This window comes from Pseudarthrobacter sp. NPDC058329 (assembly GCF_042879835.1).
Taxonomy (GTDB): domain Bacteria; phylum Actinomycetota; class Actinomycetes; order Actinomycetales; family Micrococcaceae; genus Arthrobacter.
Map to the genome: position 1 here is coordinate 332499 of NZ_JBHVZR010000001.1, position 24820 is coordinate 357318.

The following is a 24820-nucleotide window of genomic DNA, read 5'->3' on the forward strand; positions in this document are numbered from 1 at the left end:
CTAAGCTTTACCGCCACTCGTGGCAATTAAGACGGACGAAACCAGCGTTTGACCGGTGAGGACGTCGCTCGCACGTACGCTTCGAATAATCAGACGACCAGCTATGAGGTACCGAGTTTGTCCCGTCCCGCCAGCACCATGTCCACAGGTAAACCCCCTTCAAGACGCGGGGCGCTGACGCCCACCTTGATCGTTGTTGCCCTCGTGGTTGTGGGCTTCATTTTCTTCGCCAACGTCTGGACCGATGTCCTGTGGTACCGGCAGCTCGGTTACATCGAAGTGTTTATCACCGAGAACCTGGCCCGGATCGCGATCTTTGCTTCTGGATTCGCCGTGATGTTCCTCGCGGTCTTCTTCGCCATCCGGATCGCCTACCAGTCCCGGCCGGTCTACGCCCCGGACTCAGAAATCCGGGACAACCTCAACCGCTACCAGGCGCAGCTCGAACCTGTCCGCCGCGTAGTCATGGTGGGACTGCCTGTCCTCTTCGGCCTGTTCGCGGGAAGCGCGGCGGCGAGCCAATGGCAGAAGGTCCTCCTGTTCTTCAACCAGGAACAGTTCGGCAAGCAGGACCCGGAATTCGGGTTGGACATCAGCTTCTACCTGATGACGCTTCCGTTCCTTGGCTTCGTCACTGGTTTCCTCATCAGTGTGGTGGTCATCGCCGGCATTGCAGGCATCCTCACGCATTACCTCTACGGCAGCATCCGCCTGATGGAGCGGGGTGTCTTCACCAGCCGCGCCGCGCAGATCCACATCGCCGTTGCTGGTGCCGCCTTCCTGGTGCTCCTGGGCACAAATTTCTGGCTGGACCGTTACTCGGCAGTGCAGAGCACCAACGGACGCTGGGCCGGTGCACTGTACACCGATGTCAACGCTGTCATCCCCACCAAGTCCATCCTGGCGGTGGCTGCAGCGCTGGTCGCCATCCTGTTCATCGTGGCAGCGGTTATTGGCCGCTGGCGGTTGCCCGTCATTGGCACCGCGATGCTGGTCATCACCTCCATCCTGGCCGGCGGCGTCTACCCCTGGGTCATTCAGCAGTTCCAGGTGCGTCCCTCGGAGGAGACCCTGGAGAAGGAATTCATCCAGCGCAATATTGACAACACGCGTGCGGCATACGGATTGGATGCCATCCAGGTCGACCGCTATGACGCCACCAACACCGCCAGCACGGGCGCTCTTGCGCCGGATGCCCAGACCACCGCGAACATCCGGTTGCTGGACCCGAACCTGATATCGGACGCGTTCTCGCAACTGGAACAGTACCGCCCGTACTACCAGTTCCCTGAAGCGCTCAACGTGGACCGCTACGAGGTGGACGGCAAGATCCAGGACACCGTGATCGCCGTGCGCGAGCTCAACCCCACCAACGTGGCAACAAACCAGCAGGGCTGGCTTAACCAGCACGTTGTGTATACCCACGGATACGGTGTTGTGGCGGCCAAGGGCAACAAGTTCACTGTGGACGGCAAACCGGAGTTCCTGCAGTCCGGCATTCCCTCAACCGGCGTTCTGGGCGACGACTCGAGCTACCAACCCAGGATCTACTTCGGCGAATCCTCGCCGGACTACTCGATCGTGGGCGCCCCGGACGGGGCTCCTCCGCGTGAACAGGACCGGCCTTCGGGCGAAGGGGAAACGCAGTACACCTTCGAAGGCAACGGTGGACCCAACGTTGGCAGTTTCTTCAACAGGGTGCTGTACTCCATCAAGTTCCAGTCCTCGGACCTGCTGCTCTCCGATGGAGTTAATTCGGAGTCGCAGGTCCTGTACGACCGAAACCCCCGTGAGCGCGTGGAGAAGGTCGCGCCGTACCTGACAATCGATGGCAACGCCTACCCCGCCGTGGTGGACGGCCGCGTCAAGTGGATCGTGGACGGCTACACCACCAGCCAGTACTACCCGTACTCGCAGCAGGAGCAGCTTTCAGATGCGACTGCGGACTCCCAGACGACGTCAGGACGTGCCGTCGCCCTGCCCAACAGCACGGTCAACTACATCCGCAACTCTGTGAAGGCGACGGTTGACGCTTACGACGGTGCCGTGACGCTGTACGCGTGGGATGACCAGGATCCGCTGCTGAAGTCCTGGCAGAAGGTGTTCCCGACGTCGCTGAAGCCCTTCTCGGAGATGTCCGGCGATGTTATGAGCCACGTCCGGTACCCGGAGGATCTGTTCAAGGTCCAGCGCCAGTTACTGGGGGAATACCACGTGACCGATCCGTCCAGCTTCTACAAGACCAACGACGCGTGGAGCGTTCCAGCCGATCCCACTGTGGACTCGAACACGGACGTCAAGCAGCCGCCGTTCTACATGTCGCTGCAGATGCCGGACCAGGATGAGCCCGCGTTCCAGCTGACCTCCTCGTTCATTCCGCAGATTGTCAACGGAAATGCACGCAACGTTCTCTACGGCTTCCTTGCTGCGGACTCGGACGCCGGCAACGAGGCGGGTGTGAAGGCCGAGAGCTACGGCAAGCTGCGGTTGTTGCAGATTCCGCCGGAGATCCAGGTCCCCGGTCCCGGGCAGGCGCAGAACAAGTTCAACTCCGATCCCACCGTTTCGCAGGCCCTGAACCTGCTCCGCCAAGGGGCTTCGGACGTATTGAACGGCAACCTGCTTACGCTCCCCGTGGGCGGTGGCATCCTCTACGTCCAGCCGGTCTACCTTAAGTCCACCGGTGAGACGTCCTACCCCACGCTGCAGCGTGTCCTCGTGGCCTTTGGTGACAAGGTGGGCTTCGCGCCCACCCTGGATGAGGCGCTGAAGCAGCTCTTCGGCGGAGACTCGGGAGCTGCTGCCGGGGACTCAGACAACAACGGCCAGACGCCGACTGACCCGGCTGCTCCCACCACCCCGGCCGGAGCGGATGCCAAGGCAGACTTGAAGGCGGCACTGGATGAGGCAAACGCTGCCATCCAGGCCGGGCAGGCCGCGCTGGCTTCCGGCGACTTCGCAGCCTATGGCGAGGCCCAGAAGCGCCTGGCGGCAGCGCTCCAGAGGGCAGTGGACGCGGAATCAAAGATTCCGGCTGCCGCGCCTGAGGCAACTCCGGCTCCGGCGTCCACGGCGACGCCTGAATCCACGCCTTCGCCCTCGCCCAGCAGCTGATCACCCGCCGTTGTTGACGACGGCGGCACCCGGCACCCGCTTCATCCGGAGCGGGTGCCGGGCCGGCGAGACGGAGATCACGCCACTCCGATTTGGCCTGCTGTTCACTGGCCGGTAAAGTAGTTCTTGCGACGCGGGGTGGAGCAGTTCGGTAGCTCGCTGGGCTCATAACCCAGAGGTCACAGGTTCAAATCCTGTCCCCGCAACTGAAGAAAGTCCCGGACACTGGAAACAGTGTCCGGGACTTTTTGTTTAACCATTGAGCCGAGGTGCTGCCGGCGGGAAGGGGACCTGGATTTAGCCCTGAAACTGGTCCGTGTAAATACCTTCCGCCGAAGTAGGGTAGTGTTGTTTCAGCGACGCGGGGTGGAGCAGTTCGGTAGCTCGCTGGGCTCATAACCCAGAGGTCACAGGTTCAAATCCTGTCCCCGCAACTATGAGAAGGCCCCGACCGGCAGACAAGCCGGGCGGGGTCTTCTTTTTTCCTTGTATGCCGGCAGTTCCTAGTATTCTCTTTCGCAGAGCCTCACAGATTGTGAGTACTCCGCCAGTCATTCTCGAGAGGAATGTTGCTCGATGTCCACACCCACGAAAAAGCCCGGCACCGCCGCGGGCAAGCGGTCCCGACTCTACTGGGGTGTCCCCGCGGTCCTCGCCGCGCTGGTCCTTGTGGTGTTGATCGCCAAGTGGCTGATGGGCCTGCCTGCCGTCGCTTCTTTCGTGGCAGACTATCCGGGCCATTCCGAGCTTCCGGCGGAAGCCCCGGTCGGGTTTCCTGCCTGGCTGGCGTGGCAGCACTTCCTGAACGCTTTCTTCCTGCTGCTGATTATCCGCACCGGGTGGCAGGTGCGGACCACCACGCGCCCCAGCGGTCACTGGACCCGCAACAATAAGGGGTTCATCAAAACCAAGAACCCGCCCACCAAGATCAGCCTTGAGTTGTGGTTCCACCTCACGCTGGACGCGCTCTGGATCCTGAACGGCGTGGTGTTCGCCCTCCTGCTGTTCGCCACCGACCAGTGGATGCGGATCGTCCCCACCAGTTGGGACGTCTTCCCCAACGCGCTCTCAGCCGCCCTTCAGTACGCTTCCCTGAGTTGGCCTACCGAGAACGGCTGGGTCAACTACAACGCCCTTCAGTTGCTCTCCTACTTCGTCACGGTATTCATTGCCGCGCCGCTGTCCTTCATCACGGGCCTGCGCATGTCCTCGGCCTGGCCGAAGAAGGCCGCCGGCCTCAACCGGGCCTACCCCATCGAATGGGCCCGGGCCGTCCACTTCCCGGTGATGATCTACTTTGTTGCCTTCATCGTGGTGCACGTTTTCCTGGTGCTCGCCACAGGGGCCCTGCGCAACCTCAACCACATGTACGGGGTCCGGGACGACGACGGGTGGTTCGGGTTCTGGGTCTTCCTCGCCTCGGTAGCGGTGATGGCGGCGGCCTGGTTCCTTGCCCGCCCCATTTTCCTGCGCCCGATCGCGTCCCTGATGGGCAAAGTCAGCCGGTAAGACGCCAATGCAGCCGCACCCCGGGGATCCGGTCAGTCTTTGAGTTTGCTGTAGGTCTGAAGAGCCCTCTCCCGCGACTCGGGGAGCCCCACCAGCGGTCCGGGGTACCCCTGCACCTCGCCGGCTTTCCACGGCTCGTGGACGGCCTTGCCGTCGAGGGCGGCCAGCTCGGGGATGTATTGGCGCAGGTAGCGGCCGGCTGAGTCGAATTTCTTGCTTTGCGTCACCGGGTTGAAGATGCGGAAGTAGGGGGACGCGTCGGCTCCAGAGCCGGCCACCCACTGCCAGTTGGCGGGGTTGCTGGCGGCGTCCGCATCAACAAGGGTGTCCCAGAACCACTGCTCGCCGATGCGCCAGTCTGCCAGCAGATTCTTGACCAGGAAGGAAGCAGCGGCCATCCGCACACGGTTGTGCATCCAGCCTGTCTGCCACAGTTGCCGCATCCCGGCGTCAACAAGGGGGTATCCGGTGCGTCCCTGTTGCCAGGCCTTCAGCTCGCCGCTGCTGAGCGACTGCCACTCAAAACGGTCAAACTCCGGCCGGTAGTTGCGGGTGGCCAGTTCCGGGTTGGTGTGCAGGAGGTGCCAGCAGAACTCCCGCCAGCCGAGCTCCGAACGGAAGATCCCGACGTCGGCCGGCACCTGGCGTGGGAACCGCAGCCTGATCTCCCGCCACACCCTGAACGGGCTGATCTCGCCGAAGCGCAGGTGCGGGGACAGGCGGCTGGTTCCTTCGACTCCCGGCACGTTGCGGCCCGTCCCGTACTCCTCCGCCGGTCCGTCCAAGAAGTCTTCCAAACGGCGCCGGGCACCGTCCTCTCCTGGTTCCCAGGTGGCGGCAAGCCCAACGCTCCAGTCGGGGGAGTGCGGCAGGAGGTTCCAGCTTTCGAGGTCTTCGTTAGGGGGAACCACTCCGCCTTTGCCTGTGGCGGGGGAAGGAAGCTGCTGCGGCGCTTCCTGCAGATCGCGGATATCTTCCGTGGCAAGGCAGGCCCGCCAGAAGGGTGTGAATACTTTGTAGGGTCCGCCGGCTCCGGTGCGAATCGTCCAGGGCTCGAACAGGAGGTTTGCCTGGAAGCTGGATCCGTGAACACCGTTCTGGTCGGCCCAGACACTGACCGCGTCATCCACGGTTCGCTCCGGCAGTCCGTACCGCCGGTTCCAAAAAAGGTGCGTGGCGGAGGTTTCGGCCGCCAGATCCTCGATGACAACTGCGGCCGGGCCGCGGCGAAGAAGCAGGCGCGATCCTTCGTCCTCCAAAGCGGTGGCCAGCGCCGCCAGCGAATGGTGCAGCCACCACCGGGATGCTCCGCCCAGGGGCCGGATCCCCGCCGACTCCTCGTCCAATATAAAGACGACGGTCACGGGCAGCCCCAGGGCTGCCGCGTGGGTCAGCGCAGGGTTATCGTCCAGGCGGAGATCGTCGCGCAGCCAGACAATGGAAGATGCATCGGAAGAAGCCATGCCCCCACGCTACACACCACGGCATAGGTAAGGCCGGGGCGGCGGCCCCGGCCTTACCTGCCTACGGGGAGATACCCCCGTCAGCAGTCAGAGCTTGTCGAAATCTGCCTCATTCACCGTGGACTCCGAGGCTGCCGCGCCGCCGGCACCGGCACCGATTGCCGGCTTTGCCGTACCGCCGGATTTCAGGGCAGCAAGGCGTGCCTCGATCTCCACCTGTTCCCCGAGGTCCTCAAGCTGATTGAACTGCGCGTCCAGGCTGGACTCGGTGAGTTCCTGCTGCCCGCGGACTTTGGCCTCTTCGCGGCGGATTTTCTCCTCGAATCGGCCCACTTCGCTGGTGGGGTCCATGAAGTCGATGCTCTTGATGGCATCGTGCACCTGCGACTGTGCCGCTGCCGTCTTGGAACGGGCAACCAGTTCGTTGCGCTTGCTGGTCAGCTGGTTAAGCTTGCCCTTCATCTGGTCCAGGCCGGTCTTCAGCTTGTCCACCACCTCGCGCTGGGAAGCAATGCTCGGTTCTGCGCCCTTGGCCTCATTTTCGGCTGATATCTGCCGCTGGAGGGCAACTTTGGCCAGGTTGTCGAACTTCTGAGCATCAGTGGCATTGCCGCTGGAACGGTACTCGTCCGCCTTGCGTGACGCGGCAAGGGCCTTGTTGCCCCAGTCGCGGGAGTTCTTGACGTCCTCGTTGTAGTCGTCTTCGAGCATGCGGAGGTTACCGATGGTCTGCGCCACGGCGGACTCCGCCTCAGCGATGTTGTTGGTGTAGTCCCGGACCATCTGGTCCAGCATTTTCTGTGGATCCTCAGCGTTATCCAGCAAAGTGTTGATGTTGGCCTTTGCCAGCTGTGCGATACGACCGAAAATGGACTGTTTAACCATGGTGTTACCTTTCGTCCTGCTCTTTGGTGAGCACTGAAATCATTGAATAGTTGTGTGGGTGTCTATCCGCCGGCCCGTGTGGTGACCGGCGGACAGCGCCGAGCTCAAGCTGTTAGAAGCTTCCGGAGTCGCCTCCGCCGAAGTCCCCGCCGCCAAAATCGCCACCGCCGAAATCGCCGCCGCCGTCGCTGTGGCCGCCGCCCCAACCGCCGCCACCGCCGCCGTTGAGGATGGAGTTGATCAGGATCCCGCCAAGGATGGCGCCGCCAAGTCCGCCGCCACCGCCCCCGCCGAACATGCCGCCGCGGCCGTAGCCCTGGTTGGCGTAACCGTCGAAATGGTCCACATCAGCCTGCGCAAGCTGGGCTGCCTGGGCAGCCAGGGCATGGGCCTGCTGGGCGTATGTCAGGGCCGTCACGGGATCAGTGCGTGCTATGGACAGCGCATAGTCCAGGTTCCGCTGCGACTCCGCGAGCCGGGTGCGGGCCTCGGTTCCCACACCGCCGCGCCGGGCAGTGATGTAGTCGGACGTGGCGCTGATCTGGGCCTGGGCGGACATGATGGTCTGCTGTAGTGATGCCTGGGCCCGGCGGGCCTGTTCCTGCTGGTCCCGCACGCCGCTGAGCGCCTGGTCGAGCGACTGATGGGCGGTCTCTACCCGCTGGAGGGTGGCGATTGGATCGATCTTTCCGCCCTGGATTTCCGCCTTGACCTGGGCCAGTGCAGCCTCCACTGCGGCTACCGGGCCTGCAAGCTCTGAGTGCGTGCCGGACTGGATCATGGCCCTCGCCTGGGCAAGGTCCTGGGACGTGTCCACTACTGCCGCTTCAAGGCCGTTGCGGGCCTCGTCAAGGCTCGACGAGCGCTTGGAGATCGCATCAAGGAGGACGTTCGTCTGGTGCAGGCTCTCTTCCGCCGCGCGGACGGCTACGGCGGCGAGGCTTCCTTCACCCTCACCAAGTTTCTGCTCGGCGGTGACGGAAGCGTTCTGAACGAAAGCCAGCCGCTCCTTCGCCTGCAGGATGTTGTCCGAGACCTGGGTCAGCGCGCTCTCGGCATACTTGCCCCGAAGCGCCATGAGGGACTGCTCGGCGCTGGCAATTTTTGCATCTGCTTCGCGTGCGCCGGCGTTGACGGCTGCCAGTGCCCGCGGGGCGTTCTTTTCCAGTTCGCGGAGGGAATCGAAGTCCGCCTTCTGCTCCTGGAGCGACGCCAGGGCGGCTTCGGAACGGCGGATGATTTCGCCCAGCCAGGCGCGCTGCTGCTCTTCGGTGTCCGGGATGTGGTCGTCCAACTGCTGCTGCAGTTTGAACGATTCCGTCATGTGGCCCTTGGCTTCGTCGAGTGCTTTGGTGAAGTTGCCGACGGCGGAATCTCCGTACTGTGCCTGGGCGAACATCAGTTCCTGCTCGCTGGACTTGATGGCATCGTCCGCCTCAATGAGCAGGGAGCCACTCTTGCGGCGCAGTTCTTCGATGGTGTGGGAGGCGAGCGGATCAACTTCGGCGCCCTGCGGGCCGTAGCTGGCGCTGGATGCCTGCGCAGCAGCCTTCTTGCGCTTGTTGCGGAAGTACAGGTAGGCGCCGGCACCACCGGCAGCCACAACACCGGTTCCTACCAGAACGGCTGCACCGGCACCGTTTTCCGAGGGAACGTTGCCGCTTCCTCCTCTGGCGGCATCCCCGATCGCCGCTGCGGTGTCAATCGCTGCCTGGGCGAAATCGGGGTTTCCACCGGCCAGGTTGGCCGTAACTGCGTTCTGGCTTATGGCCCCCTGCTTGGATTTGATGGGGCTGGCGGAGTTCAGGACAAAGCTAAATTTGCCGTCCTCTTTAGCTATCGCGAGGATGGCGTCGGACCTACCCATGCCCTTCTTCGTCGCAGCGGCTGCAGCCCAGTCTGCGGGAACGGTTGGGTTGGTGAACCTGTCCACGGTCACGACGTAGAGGTTGTACTTGTCATCCTTCAGGAGCTTCGAGATAGCCTCCTGGACCTCGCCCGTACGACCGCCGAGAACCTTGGCGTTGTCAACGATGTTCGTTCCGGACGGAATAGTGACCGGATCCTCGGCCCACGCAGCGCCGGCGGGCACCGCCAGCAGGCCGGTAAGGCCGATCACGGCGAGAATACGTTTGAACTTTGACCGCATGTGCAACCCTTCAGCACGCCTGACACCGATTCGGGACGAACCGGTCGTCTCAGAATGCAGCAGCGCCCCCACGCATGTGTGTAGCCGCAGGTCGCTGTGGCAATCATCTTGATTCTATGGTGCGCCCCACAGGCAGTCCATCAAGCCGAATATGCCACCAGCGAAACGGCCCCGGGAAAGCAGGAAGGGAGCGCTGGAGAAGCCCACAGCAAGCTCTCAGCAAACATCCGAGCTTGTTACAGGGAGGGAGTCCATAGTTAAACCAGACGAGGATGAAAGGAAGTCCCATGACTGAGAACCAAACCCCCGGCGCCGCGCCAGAGAGCCGCGGCCCGGGCCGGCAGGATCCCTGGCAGCAGCACCCCGCCGACACCGGGAACAGTGCCGCCGGGAACAGTGCCGGGGAGGTTCGGGATGCGGATGACACGGCAGCCTCACGCCCCGCGGTGCCTGCAGCCAGCGAAGATCCAGGCGCGCGCCAGTACCCCACAGAACGGCTGGACCAGCCGCAGCCCGGGGAGAACCCCACCCAGGAACTTCCCGGAGCACGCCCGGCGTACCCCCAACGGCAGCCGTATCCCCAGCGCCCACCCTTCTACGGGCAGTCTGCTTCCCATCAGAACAACCCGGGCCAGCCCGCGCACCATGAGCCGCACGGGTCCCAACCCCACTATGGTTACTATGGCCAGGGTCAGCACAACGCTGGGCACGCAGCTCCCGGCAGTCAGGCAGGCATGGCGCCAAATCCGAAGGACGCTCCGCGCAGGAAGGCTTCATTCGGCGTCGGTACTTTGGTGGCCAGCATTCTCGCGGCCGGCCTGGTGGGCGGCGGAGTGGCCACCGTTGGCGCCAGTGAATTCTTTGGGAACCCGGGTTCGGCTGCCACCACCAGCAGCAACAGCCAGCCCGGAACCGTCATCGTCAATAACCAGGAAGACGTCAATGCCATCACGGCTGCCGCTGTGAAGGCATCGCCCAGCGTGGTGACGATCAGCGCCTCGAGCGGCGGCGCCGGCGGTACAGGTTCAGGCATCATCCTCGATGGCCAAGGCCACATCCTCACCAACACCCACGTCGTCACGTTGGATGGCCAGTCGGCCAACGCCGCCCTCGAAGTCCGGACCAGCGACGGTCGGGTGCTCACCGCCAAATTGGTCGGCACCGACCCGTTGTCAGACCTGGCGGTTATCAAGGTGGACAACGCGTCCGGCCTCACACCTGCCACCCTGGGCGACTCCGGAAGCCTCAATGTGGGGGACACGGCGATCGCCATCGGCTCGCCGTTGGGCCTGACAGGCACCGTGACTGACGGCATCGTCTCCACGCTCAACAGGACCATCAGTGTGGCTTCGGCCGCGGCACCTGAGGGAGACAACGCCGAGGGCGATGACGAGGGCGGGTTCCAGTTTGCGCCCCCTGGCGGCGGCGAGAGCCAGCAGACCACGGCCGAGAACGACATCTCCATCAACGTGATCCAGACCGATGCTGCCATCAACCCCGGCAACTCAGGCGGTGCCCTGGTGGACAGCAGCGGCGAGATCATCGGCGTCAACGTGGCCATCGCCTCGGCAGGGTCGGGTTCGCTGTCCTCCTCGAGCGGCAACATCGGTGTGGGCTTCAGCATCCCCATCAACCATGCAAAGCGGGTGGCACAGGAAATCATCGACACCGGCAAGGCGTCGCACGGGCAGTTGGGTGTCAGCGTCAAGAAGAAGTCCGCGTCGAGTAACACTTCCGGGTTTTCGGTTGGGGCGGACGTCGCCACCCTCGAGCCTGACTCGGCTGCTGCCAAGGCGGGAATCAAGGTGGGCGACGTGATCACAAAGTTCAACGACCTCGCCATCGGTGAGCCGAACCAATTGACGGCGGCAGTGCGGGAGCAGCCGGCCGGTTCCAAGGTCAAGATCACCGTCCTGCGGGGCGGCGCGGAACAAACCCTGGACGTCACCCTCGGCGCCGCGGCGGGCTAGGCGCAGGAGTTCAAGGAAAGTTCGACGGCGGTGTCCCCACTTCGGCAGGGGCACCGCCGTCGTTATAGGCCGCACCAGCGGGAAGCCGGCGACGCAAGCGGCAGACACAGGCGTTAACGGAAGTCGGCGCATGGGTGCGCCTATATGGTTAGCTAGGAGCTACCCGTATGCCGGGCATTCCGCGGCCATGACCCTACCCGGCTGGCTGTCCACAAGCATGGAAGGCTGCTGTCGATACAGTGGAAAAGACATTGAAGATCATCGTCCTGGTCAAGCATGTACCGGACGCCCAGTTCGACCGTCACCTCAACGGGGAGGGCTACACGACCGACCGTGACGAAAGCATCCTCTCCGAGCTCGACGAGTATGCGCTGGAGGCGGCACTGCAGCTCGCCGAGGCACGCGGCGGCAGCAAGGCAGGCAACCAGGTCATCGCCCTGAGCATGGGTCCCTCCGGGGCGGTCAACTCCGTCAAGAAGTCGCTTCAGATGGGTGCCACCGAGGGCGTCCACCTGACTGATGAAGCGTTGGCGGGCTCGGACGCAGCGGCCACCTCGCTGGCGCTTTCCGCAGCTGTCCGGTACCTGGGCCAGGATGCGCCGGTGGACCTGATCATCACCGGCATGGCCTCCACCGACGGTGAGACCTCCCTGGTCCCTGCGCAGCTCGCCGAACGCCTTGGCCTTCCCCAAGTCACGTTCGCCTCGTCCCTGGACGTGGACGGCGGACGGCTGGTGGCCCGCCGCGATGCGGACACCAGCTCGGAAACGGTAGAGGCAGCACTTCCGGCCCTGGTGTCGGTGACGGACCAGATCAACGAGCCGCGGTACCCGAACTTCAAGGGCATCATTGCCGCCAAGCGCAAAACCATCACCACCCTGTCCCTGGCGGATATTGGACTGGATGCCGCCCAGGTGGGGCACGCAGGTTCCTGGACCACCGTGACCAACGCCGAGGAACGGCCGCCGCGCACCGCCGGCACCATCATCACCGACGAAGGCGACGCCGGCATCAAGCTGGTTGACTTCCTGGCCGCCCAGAAGCTGCTCTAAGAGGGAACATCGACATGGCAAAAGTACTTGTTTTTATTGACAACCCCGGCTCCTCGCTCAAGAAAAGCAGCCTTGAGCTGCTGACCCTGGCACGTTCCCTCGGGGAAAGCGTTGTTGCCCTGAACGGGGAACTGCACAACGAAGTTGCGGCCGCCTTCGGCGAGTACGGCGTCGGCGCTGTCCTCAGCCCCTCGGTGCAGGATCTGGACGACTATCTGGTGGCACCGAAGGCCGCCTACCTGGCGGCCGCAGCGCAGAGCACCGGAGCCACCATCGTGCTGCTCGACAACTCCCCGGAGGGCAAGGAAATTGCTGCCCGCCTGGGAATCCGCCTCAACGCCGGTGTCATCACCGACGTTGTTGGTGTGGATGCTGACGGCACGGCGCACAAGTCCGTCCTCGCGGGGTCCTACAACACGGCGTGCAAAACCACCACTCCCGTGTCCGTCCTGACCGTCAAGGCCAACAACGTGGTCCCTGAGCCGGCCGCCGCACCCGGCGCGCCGGAAACGGCCACGGTTGACGTTCCCGTCGGAACCACTGATTCCGCCGCCAGGATCACCTCCCGCGAGCAGAAGGTCGCCAGCGGCCGCCCGGACCTGACCGACGCGCGCATCGTGGTGGCCGGCGGCCGCGGCCTCGACGGCGACTTCGGACCCGTGGAAGAACTTGCAGACGCATTGGGGGCGGCGGTGGGAGCCTCGCGCGCAGCCACGGACGCCGGCTGGATCAGCCATGACGCCCAGGTGGGGCAGACGGGCAAGACTGTTTCGCCCCAGCTCTACATCTCCGCCGGCATCTCCGGTGCCATCCAGCAAAAGGCCGGCATGCAAACGGCAAAGGTGATCGTTGCGGTCAACAAGGACGCCGAATCACCGGTGTTCGAAATTGCTGACTTCGGTATCGTCGGGGACCTCTTCGACGTCCTCCCGCAGGCCACGGCAGAGATCAAGAAGCGAAAAGGCTGACTATTGGCTGCCTTCGCTGCGCCTGCAGAGAGCCCGTTCAACCCGGCCAGGAACCGGATTGAACGGGTGCTCTGTTTTGCGGCCCACCCGGACGACATTGACTTCGGAGCCGCCGGCACCATCGCAGCCTGGTCGGCTGCAGGCGTCCAGGTCAGTTACTGCCTCATGACCGACGGCGACGCGGGCGGCTTTGACCCGGCGCACCGGGCGGACATCATTGCCATGCGCGACGCCGAGCAGCGCCGTGCCGCGGCACTGGTCGGCGTCTCCGATATCCGTTACCTCCATCAGCGCGACGGCTACCTCGAAGCTTCGCACGAGGTGATGCAGGGGGTGGTGAGGCTCATCCGCGAACTGCGTCCCGACGTCGTGCTTTCCATGCATCCGGAACGGAACTGGCGGCGCATCCAGAAAAGCCACCCGGACCACCTTGCCGTGGGGGAGGCCGTAACGCGCGCCGTCTACCCTGCGGTGGAGAATCCGTTCGCCTATCCGGAACTGGCAGCAGCCGGGCTGGAGGCGTACAAGCTGCCGTGGCTTTGGCTGTACGCAGGACCAGACGAACGGGAAAACCATTTCGTGGATGTCACCGCGCACGTGGAGGCCAAGCTCGAGGCCATCCACGTCCACGTCAGCCAGCATCCGGACGTCGAGGCCATGGAAGCAGCGGTGCGCCACGGGATGCATGCCAATGCCTTGCGTGCAGGGCTTCCCGCAGGCCACAGCGCCGAGGCGTTCCATGTAGTCGCCGTCAATGGACCCGGAACCATCGCCGGTTTCTAGCCCGGTTCGAGAACACAAAGGCGCCCCGCAGCTTCCATTCCGGAAGGCTGCGGGGCGCCTTTCTGGTTGCCTGTCAGGCCGGGCTACGCGTCCAATGGGGCGGCGGCGACGGTCGGCAGGGTGGGCGATTCGGATCCGCCGACGGGCTCCACGGTGATTCCGAGCGCGGCGGCAGAGGAGATGCCTTCCACAACTGCAGGCTTGGACAGGGCCTCCGCATCCATCAACCCCTGGGAGATTGGTGCTGAACCGTCCTTGGGAATCAGCCACATCTGGTAAACCTTGCCCGCGGGCGGGGCAGGAACGTCTTTCATCCTGACCACTGCGGCGTCCTCGGACGAGGAAATCTGGACGGTGGCAGTACCGCCTCCGGCAACCTCCACTGACGCCTCCCGCAGGTCTCCTGCCCGGACCACCTGGTTCAGGGGGTCGTTCTGGTCGGCGATGTAGGAACCGACGCCCACCCCACCCAAGGCTATTGCTGCGGCCGCGGCGATCCCGGCGAGCCAGCGGCGGGCCCCGGCCGGACGGCGTCGTTCCTCCCGGCGCTGCCGTGCCCTGGCGAGCTCGTCCCCGGAACCCGCCTCGACAGACGCGGCTGAAGGAGCGGTTACGCCGGGTGCATGTCCCGGCGCTTCCTGTGCCGGCAACTGGGCGACGATCCGGTCAAAAAGGTCGGCCGGCGGTTCTTCCTCCGCCTTGAACGTCCGTGTGACCGTTTCCCTCGCCTGGCGGACACGTTCGTCAAAGGAGTCCCGTTCCGCTGCCGGCGCCGTTGAAATGTACTGCTCGATGGCCAGGCGTTCCCCGTCCGTCACGGCATCCAGCGCATACAGCTCGGCCAGGTCAACGGCGCGGCCGGAAGCGAGGTCAGCGGAAACGGTATCGCCAAAGGCGCCCGGGCGGCCGCGGCGTCCACTGTTCATTTCGGTCATCTCAACTCACCTCCAGACAGGTCTTCAAGCGGATCAGTCCATCGCGAATGCGGGACTTGATGGTGGGAACTGCGGCGTTCAGGCGTTCTGCGACTTCGCGGTAGGTCAGGCCGCCGTAGTAGGCCAGCCGGACGGATTCCTGCTGGGTCTCGGTCAACGTGCCAAGACACCGGACCACTGCCTCCGCTTCCAGCCTGCTGCCCACTTCGTCAGACACGCTGTCGTGGTCGATGTCCTGGGTGCTGGCGCCGTAGCGGGCTTCCCTGTCCGTGGCCGACTGCGCCGACCGGACCCTGTCCACGGCCCGCCGGTGCGAGATAGTCATGAGCCAGGAAAGCGGGCTGCCGGCCGTCCGATCGAACTTCGCCGCGTTCTGCCAGACCTGCAGGAATACTTCCTGCGTAGTGTCCTCGCTGAGTTCGGCGTCGATCAATACCCGGCGTGCCATGCCGTAGACGCGCCGGGATGTCAGCCGGTAAAACTCCGCGAATGCTGCACGGTCGCCCTGGGCTATCTGTTCCAGCAGACCAGCGAGGCGGTGGCTGACGTCGGCCGGCGTGTCTGTCACCGGGGCCGGAGCCTCGGAATGAGGCGCGTTGGGAGTTTCCATCACTACCAAGCATAAGTCTCCAGGAGGTGGATCCTCAGCAGTCCCACTGGGGATGCGGTGGCTTGTCCTGGAACCTGCCCGGAGAAGTGTCACCTGCCGCTCCTTGTTCGCCGTGGTCTGTTCTCAGCAGTGATTCGGCACAGCAGCGGGCGTGGATGGGCCGGGAAAATAAATGTTTGGGCGGTGATTCAGCGGTACGGCAATCCGCCGGACCTGAAGCAGTGACTTTCGGTGTCAGGTCCGCGCGCCGGCGAAACCCTGCTGGCGCCACGCTTCGTAGACGGCGATGGAGGCGGCGTTGGCCAGGTTGAGCGAGCGCAGCGCGGGCAGCATGGGCAGCCGTACGGTGGAAGTGACGTGCGGATCCGCTTTCAGCTCCGGTGGCAGCCCAACGGATTCCCGGCCGAACATCAGGACGTCACCCGGCTGGTAGGCAATGTCCGTGTAGCTGGCTGTTCCGTCTGAGGTGAAGGCATAAACACGTTCCGGCTGGAGATGCTGCCAGGCCTCCTCGATGCTTCGGTGCACGGTGACGACGGCGAGGTCGTGGTAATCCAGGCCGGCCCGGCGGAGTTTCGCGTCGGAGAAGTCGAACCCCAGGGGCTCCACCAGATGCAGTTCGGCGCCGGTGATGGCAGCCAGGCGGATGGCGTTGCCGGTATTGCCGGGAATTTCGGGGGCATGGAAGAGGATGCGGAACACCATTCCATCCTAGTCAACGCCGTCAGTGCATTCCGCGCAGCAGCCTGGCCAGGACCGGCACGTTGACGGTGTTGGGGGCCGGGCCGGACGCAAGGAACTCCTTCAGGCCCCGGACCATGCCTGCTGCGTTGACGATCCGTACGGTCTCCAGGGCGCCGGCGGAGCGGCAGTGCTGGTCAATCACCGGCTCGTGCAGGTTACCGCCCGGGCTGTGCACCACGGTCCAGCCGGTGACGTTCAGCTCCGGGAAGATGTCCTGCATCGCCCGTACAACGTGCGCCAGCTGCGGCGGGGCCACGGAGCGTCCACCGTGGTTGAGGGTCCTGCCGTCCCAGGCATACGCGCCCTTTGGCAACAGCATGGAGCCGATCAGGGCCAGCCGGTAGCCGGACAGCACCGCGTGGTCGATGTGGCTGTTGTCCGCCGGTGACTGGAGGCCGTTGATGAGCCGCGCCGCAGGAATGGCAGGCAATACCTGGCGGGTCAGCAGCTGAACGGTCCGCATCTCGCGTTGGATCCGCGCTTCGGCCCCGAAGATCCCGCGCTTCCGCGGCATACCGTGGACCTGCTGGCTGGCTTCGGCCAGGGGGATCAGGGGGACCGCGGCGTCGGACGCGGAACCGTAGGGCGGGACATAGACCGGGGGGTCCCCGGCGGTGTTGCGGCTGCCGCCGGTCCTGTGCACGGTGGCCGAGGCCCGGCTGCCTGCAGGGGGCGCATCAAAGTGCGGCTCCGTATCCGGCTTCTCCCCGGCGGTGCCGGCCGCGTAGGACCGGTCGTAGGCTTTCCTGCGTTGGGGGTCGATGAGGGTTTCGTAGGCGCTGGTCACCCGGCGGAACGCTGCGGCGTCCCCGCCATGGTCCGGGTGGGCGGTGCGGGCAGCGCGCCGGTAGGCCACCTTGATTTCCTTCTCGGTGGCGGTGACTGCCACGCGAAGCACCTGGTAATGGGAGCTGCTCTCGGTCAAGCACTCATCCTTCTGTTCGTGTGGCCAGTCCGCGGGGGCAGCCCTGTGGGCCCAGCTTATCGGCCTTTGCCCTGACAACGATCGTGCCGTCGTCCAGGGTTCCCGGCGCACGGGTTGTCCGGTGCCGGCCGTCTAGACTCGGAAAGGATGGCGGCCGCGGGGGCCGGGCAGGGAACGTATTGGGGTGGACATGCGAAAGCCGACGACGGCGGATGGGTCCGGCAGGGTCCGGCCCGGAACCGTGCCGCTGATGGCTGCCGTGCTCGCCGCTGCGGTGACCGGCGGCTGCAGCGTTGGCGTGCCCGATCCAGGCGCGCCGAAACCCGTGGAAAGCGCCCCTGTCCCAGCCACACCCACCATCACGCCGGGCCATGACGCAGAAGCGGTGGCCGCGCAGGACTTGCCCTTCGCATCCGGCGGCATCCTGGCGCCCCGGGTACCTGTGGGAATCTCGGATGGACTGAAGGACGCTCCCGCCTGGAAGATAGTGAAGAACAACGTTGCCGGCGAAAGCCAGTATCTGAAAGCCGATGGCTGCATGGTTGCTGCCAAGGTCCGGACCAACCAGTCGGTGCTGGTCCGCGGCGACGACCGCGAGTCCACCGTAGCCCTCTTTCAGTATCTGGATCCGACCATCCTGCCCGACTACCTGAAAGCCGGCACGCTGCGGTGGGGAGGGGACGGGTCCTCCCCGGGCCGCGCCGTTGAGGTGCTGGTATTGGAACAGGCTGCAGGGGGCGGCGGCAGGGCTACTGCCGTGCTGGCCAGGCTGTTTGGCACGGCGGAATCGTCGGTGTACGTTTCCGTGTCGTGTCCCGACGCGGCATCCCTGGCAACGGCCCGCGCTGACGTGGCCTCGTTCTTGCCGGTCCTGCCGCCCTCAGCCTAAGCCCGGGCCGGCGCGGCAGTCCGGCGGGAGAGCCTGTTGAGGGCCAAGGCGCCCACCAGCAGTCCAAAGTCACGCAGTGCCACGTCAAAGAACGCTCCCAGCAGCAGCAGGTTGATGATGATTCCGGCCAGCCAGGCTGCTACAAGGAGCGATCCGAACCGGGGACGGACTGCTACCGCGATGCCGGCGAGGATTTCCACCACCCCGACGGCGTACATCAAGGATTGGGCGGGCAACGGAACCAGGGCTGTGGCCTGCGGCGCGAGGTAGATGGTCCAGTCGGCCAGGAGGTTGGTGAACTTGTCCAGCCCGAAGACGAGAGGGGCCACCGTAAAGACGGTCCGCAGCAACAGGAACGCCTGCTGTGCGGGATCCATCGTTGTGATGGCGTTGGTGCGCAGTGCTGATGTGGTTTTCACAGCTCACTCCTTCTAAAAATAGGTTCTTCTATTTTAGAATCGGGCAGGGTCTATAATCAATGCATCTTGATTTTGGATTGGTGGGCAATGAGCAGACTTTCCTGGGCGGGCCGGATGGCGGCGCTCGCCTCCCTTGGTGATGAAAAACGCCGGCAGCTCTTCGAGCTTGTTGCGGCCTCGCCCGGAGCCGTCAGCCGGGATGAGGTTGCCGGTGCTACCGGAATTCCCAGGAGTACTGTTTCCTTCCACCTGGACCGGCTGGTGCAGGACGGCCTTTTGGCGGTGGAGTTCCACAAGCCGCCGGGGAAGTCGGGACCGGGTTCAGGCCGCCCTGCCAAGATGTACCGCCCTGTTACAGGCGAGATTGGGGCCTCGGTACCGGACCGGAACTACGACCTCGCCGGCGAACTTTTGGCCGCAGCGATCGAGCGGTCCATCACCGAAGGCGAACCTGTTGGTGAGTCATTGCCCGCGGAGTCATTTCGCAAGGGGCGCTCCCTGGCTGCGGCGGCCGAGACCCTGCAGGACTTCCTGGTCCAGGCGGGCTACCGCCCGGAGCCGGATGGCGACGGCGGTTTCCGGCTGCCGAACTGCCCATTCCACCGCCTTTCGGACGGGCATCCGGGCGTGGTCTGCACTATGAACGGTGCGTTCCTCCGCGGCGGGGCAGCCCGCTTTGATGCATCCGACGACCGCGTCGCGCCGGCGGATCTGCCCGGGCACTGCTGCGCCAGGATCTTGCCGCCGGCCTGAGCCGTGCGAAGCTGCGCCCGGGCGCCAAGGGGTCAGGCGGCTAGAATTACAGGGTGCCCGCTTACCTCGACCACGCAGCCACCACGCCTCTTTCCCCCGAAGCGCTGGCTGCGCTGACGCGCGAACTTGCCCGCACCGGCAACCCGTCCTCGCTCCATGGCTCCGGCCGGAGGGCCCGCCGGGCCGTCGAAGATGCGCGGGAAGCCCTCGCGGCCTCGGCGGGCGCCCATCCATCCGAGGTGATTTTCACTTCCGGCGGCACCGAGGCGGACAACCTCGCGGTCAAAGGCCTGTACTGGGCCCGGGCGGGCGGGAACCCCGCGCGGCGGCGCATCCTGTGTTCCGCCGTCGAACACCACGCAGTGATGGACACCGTGGAGTGGCTGGAACGCCACGAAGGCGCGGCCGTCACCTGGCTTCCGGTTGACGCGGACGGGGTTGTGGATCTTCCTTTCCTCGAAGCTGAGCTGTCCCGCGACCCCGACACCATCGCCCTTGTGACGGTGATGTGGGCCAACAACGAGGTGGGCACCATCCAGCCCATCGCTCGCATCGTGGAACTGGCGCACGCCGCCGGTATCCCCGTCCACTCCGACGCCGTCCAGGCCTTCGGAGCGCTGCCCGTTGACTTCAAGGCCTCAGGCTTGGACGCCATGTCCGTCTCCGGCCATAAGATCGGGGGACCCGTGGGAGTCGGCGCCCTGCTGTTGGGACGGTCGGTGAAACTCACCCCGGTCCAGCACGGCGGTGGCCAGGAACGCGATGTCCGCTCGGGCACCCTGGATACTGCCTCCATCGCAGCTTTCGCGGCGGCAGCGGAGTCTGCCGCCGCGCACCTCGGCCCGGAATCCGCCCGGATTGCCGCCCTGCGCGACCGCCTGGTCGACGGCGTCCGCGAGCGCGTGCCGGAAGCAGTCCTGCGCGGCGCAGCCGGGGACGGCCGGCTCCCGGGCAACGCGCACTTCACCTTCCCCGGCTGCGAAGGGGACTCCCTGCTGTTCCTCCTGGATCTGGCAGGTGTGGAATCGTCCACCGGGTCAGCCTGCACCGCGGGGGTGCCGCGGCCCTCCCACGTGCTGCTGGCCATGGGACTGGATGAGGAGACAGCACGGGGAGCCCAGCGCTTCACCCTGGGGCACTCCTCGAAGGGCGAGGACGTCGATGCCCTGCTGGCCGCGCTTCCCGGTGCCTATGCGCGGGCGCGTCAGGCAGGGATGGCAGGCCACGAGTCGTCCATCCAGACTGCCGGCACCGTTGCCCGCCAGAGTTCGGACAGCCGCTGACCCCGCCTCGGCGGCAGGCCGTAGAATAGATAGGCGAAGATCGTTTAGATCGTTTCCGAAAGCCTGCCTGCCCCTATGGGCACCGGCAGCCGGTGCCCGGCCGCAGCGCCGGCCCGAATACACTCCCAACAGAAAGCCAGTATGCGAGTTCTAGCAGCAATGAGCGGCGGAGTTGACTCCGCCGTAGCCGCAGCCCGCGCCGTCGAGGCCGGACACGACGTCGTCGGGGTCCACCTCGCGTTGTCCCGCATGCCCGGCACGCTGCGCACCGGAAGCCGGGGCTGCTGCACCATCGAGGACTCCCGGGACGCCTGGCGCGCCTGCGACGTCTTGGGCATTCCTTACTACGTCTGGGACTTCTCGGAACGTTTCAAGGAGGACGTTGTCCAGGACTTCATCGACGAATACGCTGCCGGCCGCACGCCCAACCCGTGCATGCGCTGCAACGAGCGGATCAAGTTCGCCGCACTCCTGGAAAAGGCGATTGCCCTCGGCTTCGACGCCGTCTGCACCGGCCACTACGCAAAGGTGATCGAGGACGCCGACGGCAACCGCGAACTCCACCGCGCCGCCGATTGGGCCAAGGACCAGAGCTACGTCCTGGGTGTCCTCACCCACGAGCAGCTCAAGCACTCCATGTTCCCGCTGGCCGACACCCCTTCCAAGGCTGAAGTGCGCGCAGAGGCGGAGCGGCGCGGCCTGTCGGTGGCCAACAAGCCCGACAGCCACGACATCTGCTTCATCCCCGACGGCGACACTGCGGGCTGGCTGGCAGAAAAAATCGACATGTCCACAGGCGACATCGTGGACGAAACAGGCACCAAGGTGGGGGAGCACCCCGGTGCCAACGCCTTCACCGTGGGCCAGCGCCGCGGCCTCAAGCTCGGCACCCCCGCAGCCGACGGCAAGCCACGGTTCGTCCTCGAGATCCGGCCCAAGGAGAACAAGGTGGTGGTGGGTCCTGAGGCCCTGCTGGGCATCGACGAGATCCGGGGCATCAAGGTGTCCTGGGCGGGACTGCCCATCGCCGAGGTGGAGACGGGCGTTGAGTTCGACTGCTACGCCCAGGTCCGTGCGCACGGGGATCCTGTTCCCGCGACGGCGCATATGAAACTTTCCGACGGCGCGGGTGCTTCCGGCGGCCAGCTGGTGGTCAGGCTGACTACCCCCTTGCGCGGCGTCGCCCCCGGGCAGACAGTGGTCCTCTATCAGGGCAGCCGGGTACTGGGCCAGGCAACCATCGACGCCGCCCGTTCCCTGCAGCGCGCCGAGCTGTAGGCCAACATCTCCCAAACGCCGCCCCGGTTCCACCGGGGCGGCGTTTTTTGTGGCGCGCCGGCAAGTGAGAGCCGCGCATCATTCAGGTAAATTTTGTGTCTCAACTCACTAAATGGGCCCGCCCGGGGGTTGACTCTCTGATTGAATCTAGGCATCAGCACAGCGCGCACCCGCTTCAGTAAAGGCACCCTACAGGGGGCCGCGGGGCGCGTACTCATCGAACAGAAAGTTCACAGATGACGAAGAGCAACAAGGCACTGCACGGCGCGATCGCGCTGGCAGGTATTTCCGCACTGGCACTGACGGCCTGCACGGGCCCCTCAGGCGGCGGCGGAACCTCAACCGGCGGTGCCGGCGGCGGTGCCATCACGTACGGAACCACTGACAAAGTTGTCACGCTGGATCCCGCTGGCTCATATGACGGCGGCTCGTTTATGGTGATGAACCAGATCTACCCCTTCCTGCTTAACTACAAGCCCGGCACCGCCGATGCCAGCCCCGATATCGCAGAGTCGGCCTCCTTCACCAGCCCCACCGAGTACACGGTGAAACTGAAGCCGGGCCTGAAGTTCGCCAACGGCAACACCCTCGACTCCTCCGACGTCGTCTTCTCGTTCAACCGCGTGAAGGCCATCGACGATCCCAACGGGCCCGCCTCGCTCCTCTCGAACATGGAAAAGATCGAGGCGACGGACGCCAACACGGTGGTGTTCACCCTCGCCGCAGCCAACGACCAGGTATTCCCCGGCGTCCTTGCCTCCAACCCGGGACCGATTGTGGACGAGGAAGTCTTCCCGGCGGACAAGGTCATGGATGATGACGCCATCGTCGCCGCGAAGCCGTTCGCAGGCCAGTACACGATTGAAAGCTACAAAAAGAACGAACTGGTCAGCTTCAAACCGAACCCGAACTACCAGGGACTCCTGGGCGCGGCCTCCAACGACGGCGCCACGCTCAAGCACTATGCGGACCCGAACAACCTGAAACTCGATGTCCAGCAGGGCAACATCGACGTCGCCGGCCGCATCCTCACAGCCACGGACGTCTCGGACCTGGAAAAGGACTCCAAGGTCAAGGTCCACAAGGGCCCCGGCGGAGAGCTCCGCTACATCGTGTTCAACTTCGACACCATGCCGTTCGGTGCCAAGACGCCCGAGGCCGATGCCGCCAAGTCCCTGGCCGTCCGCCAGGCCGTGGCGCACCTCGTGGACCGCGACGTCATTGCCTCCCAGGTCTTCAAGAACACGTACACCCCCGTGTACTCCTACGTCCCGAAGGAATTCGAGGGAGCCACGGAGCCGCTGAAGAGCCTTTACGGTGACGGCAGCGGCAAGCCCAGCCTGGACAAGGCCAAGAAAGTCCTGGCCGACGCCGGCATCACCTCCGTGGTTGACCTCAAGCTGCAGTACACGGACCGGTACGGCACGTCCGCCGCAGACGAGTACGCCCTCGTGAAGGAACAGCTGGAGAAGTCGGGCCTCTTCACCGTGGACCTCAAGTCCACGGAGTGGACCACCTACACCAAGGAACGCCGTGCGGATGCCTACCCGGCCTACCAGCTTGGCTGGTTCCCGGACTACTCGGACGCGGACAACTACCTGACCCCGTTTTTCATCCCCGGCAACTTCCTCGGGAACCACTACGAGAGCACTGCCGTGACCGACATCGTGAAAAAGCAGCTGGTGACCACGGACAAGGCGGAGCGCAGTGAACTGCTGGGCCAGGCCCAGGAAGCCATTGCCAAGGATCTCTCCACGCTGCCGCTGCTGCAGGGTGCCCAGGTGATGGTGGCCGGAACGGATGTCCAGGGCGTCGAAAAGACCCTGGACCCGTCGTTCAAGACCCGCCTTGGCGTGATGTCCAAGTAGGTCCAACAGCCACCCGGTTATGACCGCACACGGGGCGGGGCGCCTGCCGGGCGTCCCGCCCCGACGTGCTGGTCGCGGTGCCGCCCTCCTGCCGGAGCCGCGGCGCCGTAAACCTACAACCTTAGGTACCCATGACAACACTTGTAGACGCGCCGCCAAGCGACGCGGACGGCCTTCTCCCGGCCAGCAAAAAATCTTCCGGCGGGGGGCTGGGGCAGTACATCCTGGTCCGTTTCCTGCTGATCTTCCCCACGATCTTCATCCTCGTGACAATGGTCTTTTTCCTGATGAGGATCACCGGTGACCCCATCACGGCAGCCATGGGTGGACGGTTGCCCGCGGACCAGCTTCAGGAGCGCATCCAGGCCGCCGGCTACGACCGGCCCCTCCTGGTCCAGTACTTCGAGTACCTTGGCCAACTGGCCACCGGCAACTTCGGCCGCACCCTCACGGACAACCGGGCCGTCGTCGAAATGCTCACCACCTACGGGTCCGCGACCCTCGAGCTGACCATCAACGCACTGCTGGTCGCCCTCCTGGTGGGCATCCCCCTCGGCATGGTTGCCGCGCACCGCCGGGACAAGGCGCCCGACGCCGTCCTGCGCGTCTTCGCCATTCTTTGCTACGCAACCCCCGTATTCTTTGCGGGCATGCTGCTCAAGCTCACCTTCGCTGTCTGGTTGGGCTGGCTGCCGGTAGCTGGCAGGGCGAAAACATCCAGCGAACTCGCACTGACGTCCCTCGAGGCCCCCACAGGGATCTACTGGCTGGACGCGCTCCGCAGCGGAAACATGGCCGCGCTCAGCGACGTCCTGGCCCACGCAGTACTTCCGGCCGTGGCGCTGGGGCTCCTGACCGCCGGAATCTTCCTCCGCCTTGTCCGGACCAACGTCATCGGAACCTTGGGCAGGGATTATGTGGAGGCTGGCCGATCCAGGGGAGTCAGCGAATTCCGCCTCGTCACCAAGCACGCCTACAAACCCGCCCTGATCCCGATCATCACCGTGATGGGGCTGCAAATAGCAGTGATGCTCGGCGGCGCAGTGCTGACGGAAAAGACCTTCGAGTGGAAGGGCCTGGGATTCCAGTTGGCCAACTACCTCACCGCGCGTGACTTTGTCGCCGTCCAGGGCATCGTGGTGCTGCTGGCCATCATCGTGGCCATGACCAACTTCATCGTGGACATCATCGCCGCGCTGATCGATCCCCGTGTGAGGTACTGA

20 protein-coding genes and 2 tRNA genes are annotated in these 24820 nt (G+C 64.8%); 14 read left to right on the forward strand and 8 right to left on the reverse strand.

Annotated elements, in window-relative coordinates:
* Window positions 1–138 precede the first annotated feature (138 nt).
* The 4 genes from ACFVYC_RS01630 to ACFVYC_RS01645 all read left to right on the forward strand — a co-directional run bounded on the left by ACFVYC_RS01630 (window position 139) and on the right by ACFVYC_RS01645 (window position 4623).
* Complete coding sequence (locus tag ACFVYC_RS01630) at window positions 139–3114, forward strand: UPF0182 family protein (protein WP_387547072.1); 2976 nt, start codon at window positions 139–141, stop codon at window positions 3112–3114.
* A gap of 132 nt (window positions 3115–3246) precedes the next feature.
* Window positions 3247–3320: transfer RNA gene (locus ACFVYC_RS01635), tRNA-Met, on the forward strand.
* A gap of 154 nt (window positions 3321–3474) precedes the next feature.
* Window positions 3475–3548 (forward strand) — tRNA-Met (locus ACFVYC_RS01640).
* Window positions 3549–3690: 142 nt separating this feature from the next.
* The gene (locus ACFVYC_RS01645) at window positions 3691–4623 is read left to right on the forward strand and encodes a cytochrome b/b6 domain-containing protein (protein ID WP_387545857.1); all 933 of its coding nucleotides are present in this window, start codon (window positions 3691–3693) and stop codon (window positions 4621–4623) included.
* Between the two features lie 32 nt (window positions 4624–4655).
* On the opposite strand, the gene ACFVYC_RS01650 is transcribed toward ACFVYC_RS01645, so the two are convergent.
* The 3 genes from ACFVYC_RS01650 to ACFVYC_RS01660 form a co-directional block, all read right to left on the reverse strand.
* Window positions 4656–6086, reverse strand: a complete 1431-nt coding sequence (locus ACFVYC_RS01650; RefSeq protein ID WP_387545860.1) for a cryptochrome/photolyase family protein — start codon at window positions 6084–6086, stop codon at window positions 4656–4658.
* A gap of 87 nt (window positions 6087–6173) precedes the next feature.
* A complete protein-coding gene (locus tag ACFVYC_RS01655; protein WP_387545863.1) occupies window positions 6174–6971 on the reverse strand; it encodes a PspA/IM30 family protein in 798 nt (265 codons plus the stop codon).
* A gap of 112 nt (window positions 6972–7083) precedes the next feature.
* The gene (locus ACFVYC_RS01660; RefSeq protein WP_387545866.1) at window positions 7084–9120 is read right to left on the reverse strand and encodes a TPM domain-containing protein; all 2037 of its coding nucleotides are present in this window, start codon (window positions 9118–9120) and stop codon (window positions 7084–7086) included.
* 287 nt (window positions 9121–9407) lie between these two features.
* Between ACFVYC_RS01660 and ACFVYC_RS01665 the strand changes: the two genes are divergently transcribed.
* The 4 genes from ACFVYC_RS01665 (at window position 9408) to ACFVYC_RS01680 (ending at window position 13893) form a co-directional block, all read left to right on the forward strand.
* On the forward strand, window positions 9408–11090 hold the full coding sequence (locus tag ACFVYC_RS01665) for a trypsin-like peptidase domain-containing protein (RefSeq protein ID WP_387545868.1): 1683 nt from the start codon (window positions 9408–9410) through the stop codon (window positions 11088–11090).
* Window positions 11091–11341: 251 nt separating this feature from the next.
* Complete coding sequence (locus ACFVYC_RS01670) at window positions 11342–12142, forward strand: electron transfer flavoprotein subunit beta/FixA family protein (RefSeq protein WP_387547075.1); 801 nt, start codon at window positions 11342–11344, stop codon at window positions 12140–12142.
* Window positions 12143–12156: 14 nt separating this feature from the next.
* Window positions 12157–13110 carry an electron transfer flavoprotein subunit alpha/FixB family protein gene (locus tag ACFVYC_RS01675; protein WP_387545870.1) on the forward strand — a complete coding sequence of 318 codons (954 nt, stop codon included), beginning with the start codon at window positions 12157–12159 and terminating at the stop codon, window positions 13108–13110.
* A gap of 3 nt (window positions 13111–13113) precedes the next feature.
* Entirely contained in the window at window positions 13114–13893 is a 780-nt protein-coding gene (locus tag ACFVYC_RS01680) for a PIG-L deacetylase family protein (protein WP_387545872.1), read from the forward strand.
* 83 nt (window positions 13894–13976) lie between these two features.
* Here the strand turns inward: ACFVYC_RS01680 and ACFVYC_RS01685 are convergent, their stop codons facing one another.
* From ACFVYC_RS01685 to ACFVYC_RS01700, 4 genes are all read right to left on the reverse strand, one after another.
* Complete coding sequence (locus tag ACFVYC_RS01685; RefSeq protein ID WP_387545875.1) at window positions 13977–14828, reverse strand: anti-sigma factor domain-containing protein; 852 nt, start codon at window positions 14826–14828, stop codon at window positions 13977–13979.
* Window position 14829: 1 nt separating this feature from the next.
* A complete protein-coding gene (gene sigK / locus ACFVYC_RS01690) occupies window positions 14830–15438 on the reverse strand; it encodes an ECF RNA polymerase sigma factor SigK (protein WP_387545877.1) in 609 nt (202 codons plus the stop codon).
* Between the two features lie 234 nt (window positions 15439–15672).
* Complete coding sequence (locus ACFVYC_RS01695; protein ID WP_387547078.1) at window positions 15673–16140, reverse strand: tRNA (cytidine(34)-2'-O)-methyltransferase; 468 nt, start codon at window positions 16138–16140, stop codon at window positions 15673–15675.
* A gap of 22 nt (window positions 16141–16162) precedes the next feature.
* A complete protein-coding gene (locus tag ACFVYC_RS01700; RefSeq protein ID WP_387545878.1) occupies window positions 16163–17107 on the reverse strand; it encodes a J domain-containing protein in 945 nt (314 codons plus the stop codon).
* A gap of 190 nt (window positions 17108–17297) precedes the next feature.
* Here ACFVYC_RS01700 and ACFVYC_RS01705 point away from each other — a divergent pair, with 190 nt between their 5' ends.
* On the forward strand, window positions 17298–17996 hold the full coding sequence (locus ACFVYC_RS01705) for a hypothetical protein (RefSeq protein WP_387545881.1): 699 nt from the start codon (window positions 17298–17300) through the stop codon (window positions 17994–17996).
* Here the strand turns inward: ACFVYC_RS01705 and ACFVYC_RS01710 are convergent.
* Entirely contained in the window at window positions 17993–18373 is a 381-nt protein-coding gene (locus tag ACFVYC_RS01710; RefSeq protein ID WP_387547081.1) for a hypothetical protein, read from the reverse strand. The genes ACFVYC_RS01705 and ACFVYC_RS01710 overlap by 4 nt on opposite strands.
* Before the next feature lie 129 nt (window positions 18374–18502).
* Between ACFVYC_RS01710 and ACFVYC_RS01715 the strand changes: the two genes are divergently transcribed.
* The 5 genes from ACFVYC_RS01715 (at window position 18503) to ACFVYC_RS01735 (ending at window position 24820) form a co-directional block, all read left to right on the forward strand.
* Window positions 18503–19168 carry a helix-turn-helix transcriptional regulator gene (locus tag ACFVYC_RS01715; RefSeq protein ID WP_387545883.1) on the forward strand — a complete coding sequence of 222 codons (666 nt, stop codon included), beginning with the start codon at window positions 18503–18505 and terminating at the stop codon, window positions 19166–19168.
* 53 nt (window positions 19169–19221) lie between these two features.
* A complete protein-coding gene (locus tag ACFVYC_RS01720; protein WP_387545884.1) occupies window positions 19222–20451 on the forward strand; it encodes a cysteine desulfurase family protein in 1230 nt (409 codons plus the stop codon).
* A 141-nt stretch (window positions 20452–20592) separates the two neighbouring features.
* Complete coding sequence (gene mnmA, locus ACFVYC_RS01725) at window positions 20593–21729, forward strand: tRNA 2-thiouridine(34) synthase MnmA (RefSeq protein ID WP_387545886.1); 1137 nt, start codon at window positions 20593–20595, stop codon at window positions 21727–21729.
* A gap of 236 nt (window positions 21730–21965) precedes the next feature.
* Window positions 21966–23597 carry an ABC transporter substrate-binding protein gene (locus tag ACFVYC_RS01730; protein WP_387545888.1) on the forward strand — a complete coding sequence of 544 codons (1632 nt, stop codon included), beginning with the start codon at window positions 21966–21968 and terminating at the stop codon, window positions 23595–23597.
* Window positions 23598–23728: 131 nt separating this feature from the next.
* Window positions 23729–24820, forward strand: a complete 1092-nt coding sequence (locus ACFVYC_RS01735; RefSeq protein ID WP_387545890.1) for an ABC transporter permease — start codon at window positions 23729–23731, stop codon at window positions 24818–24820.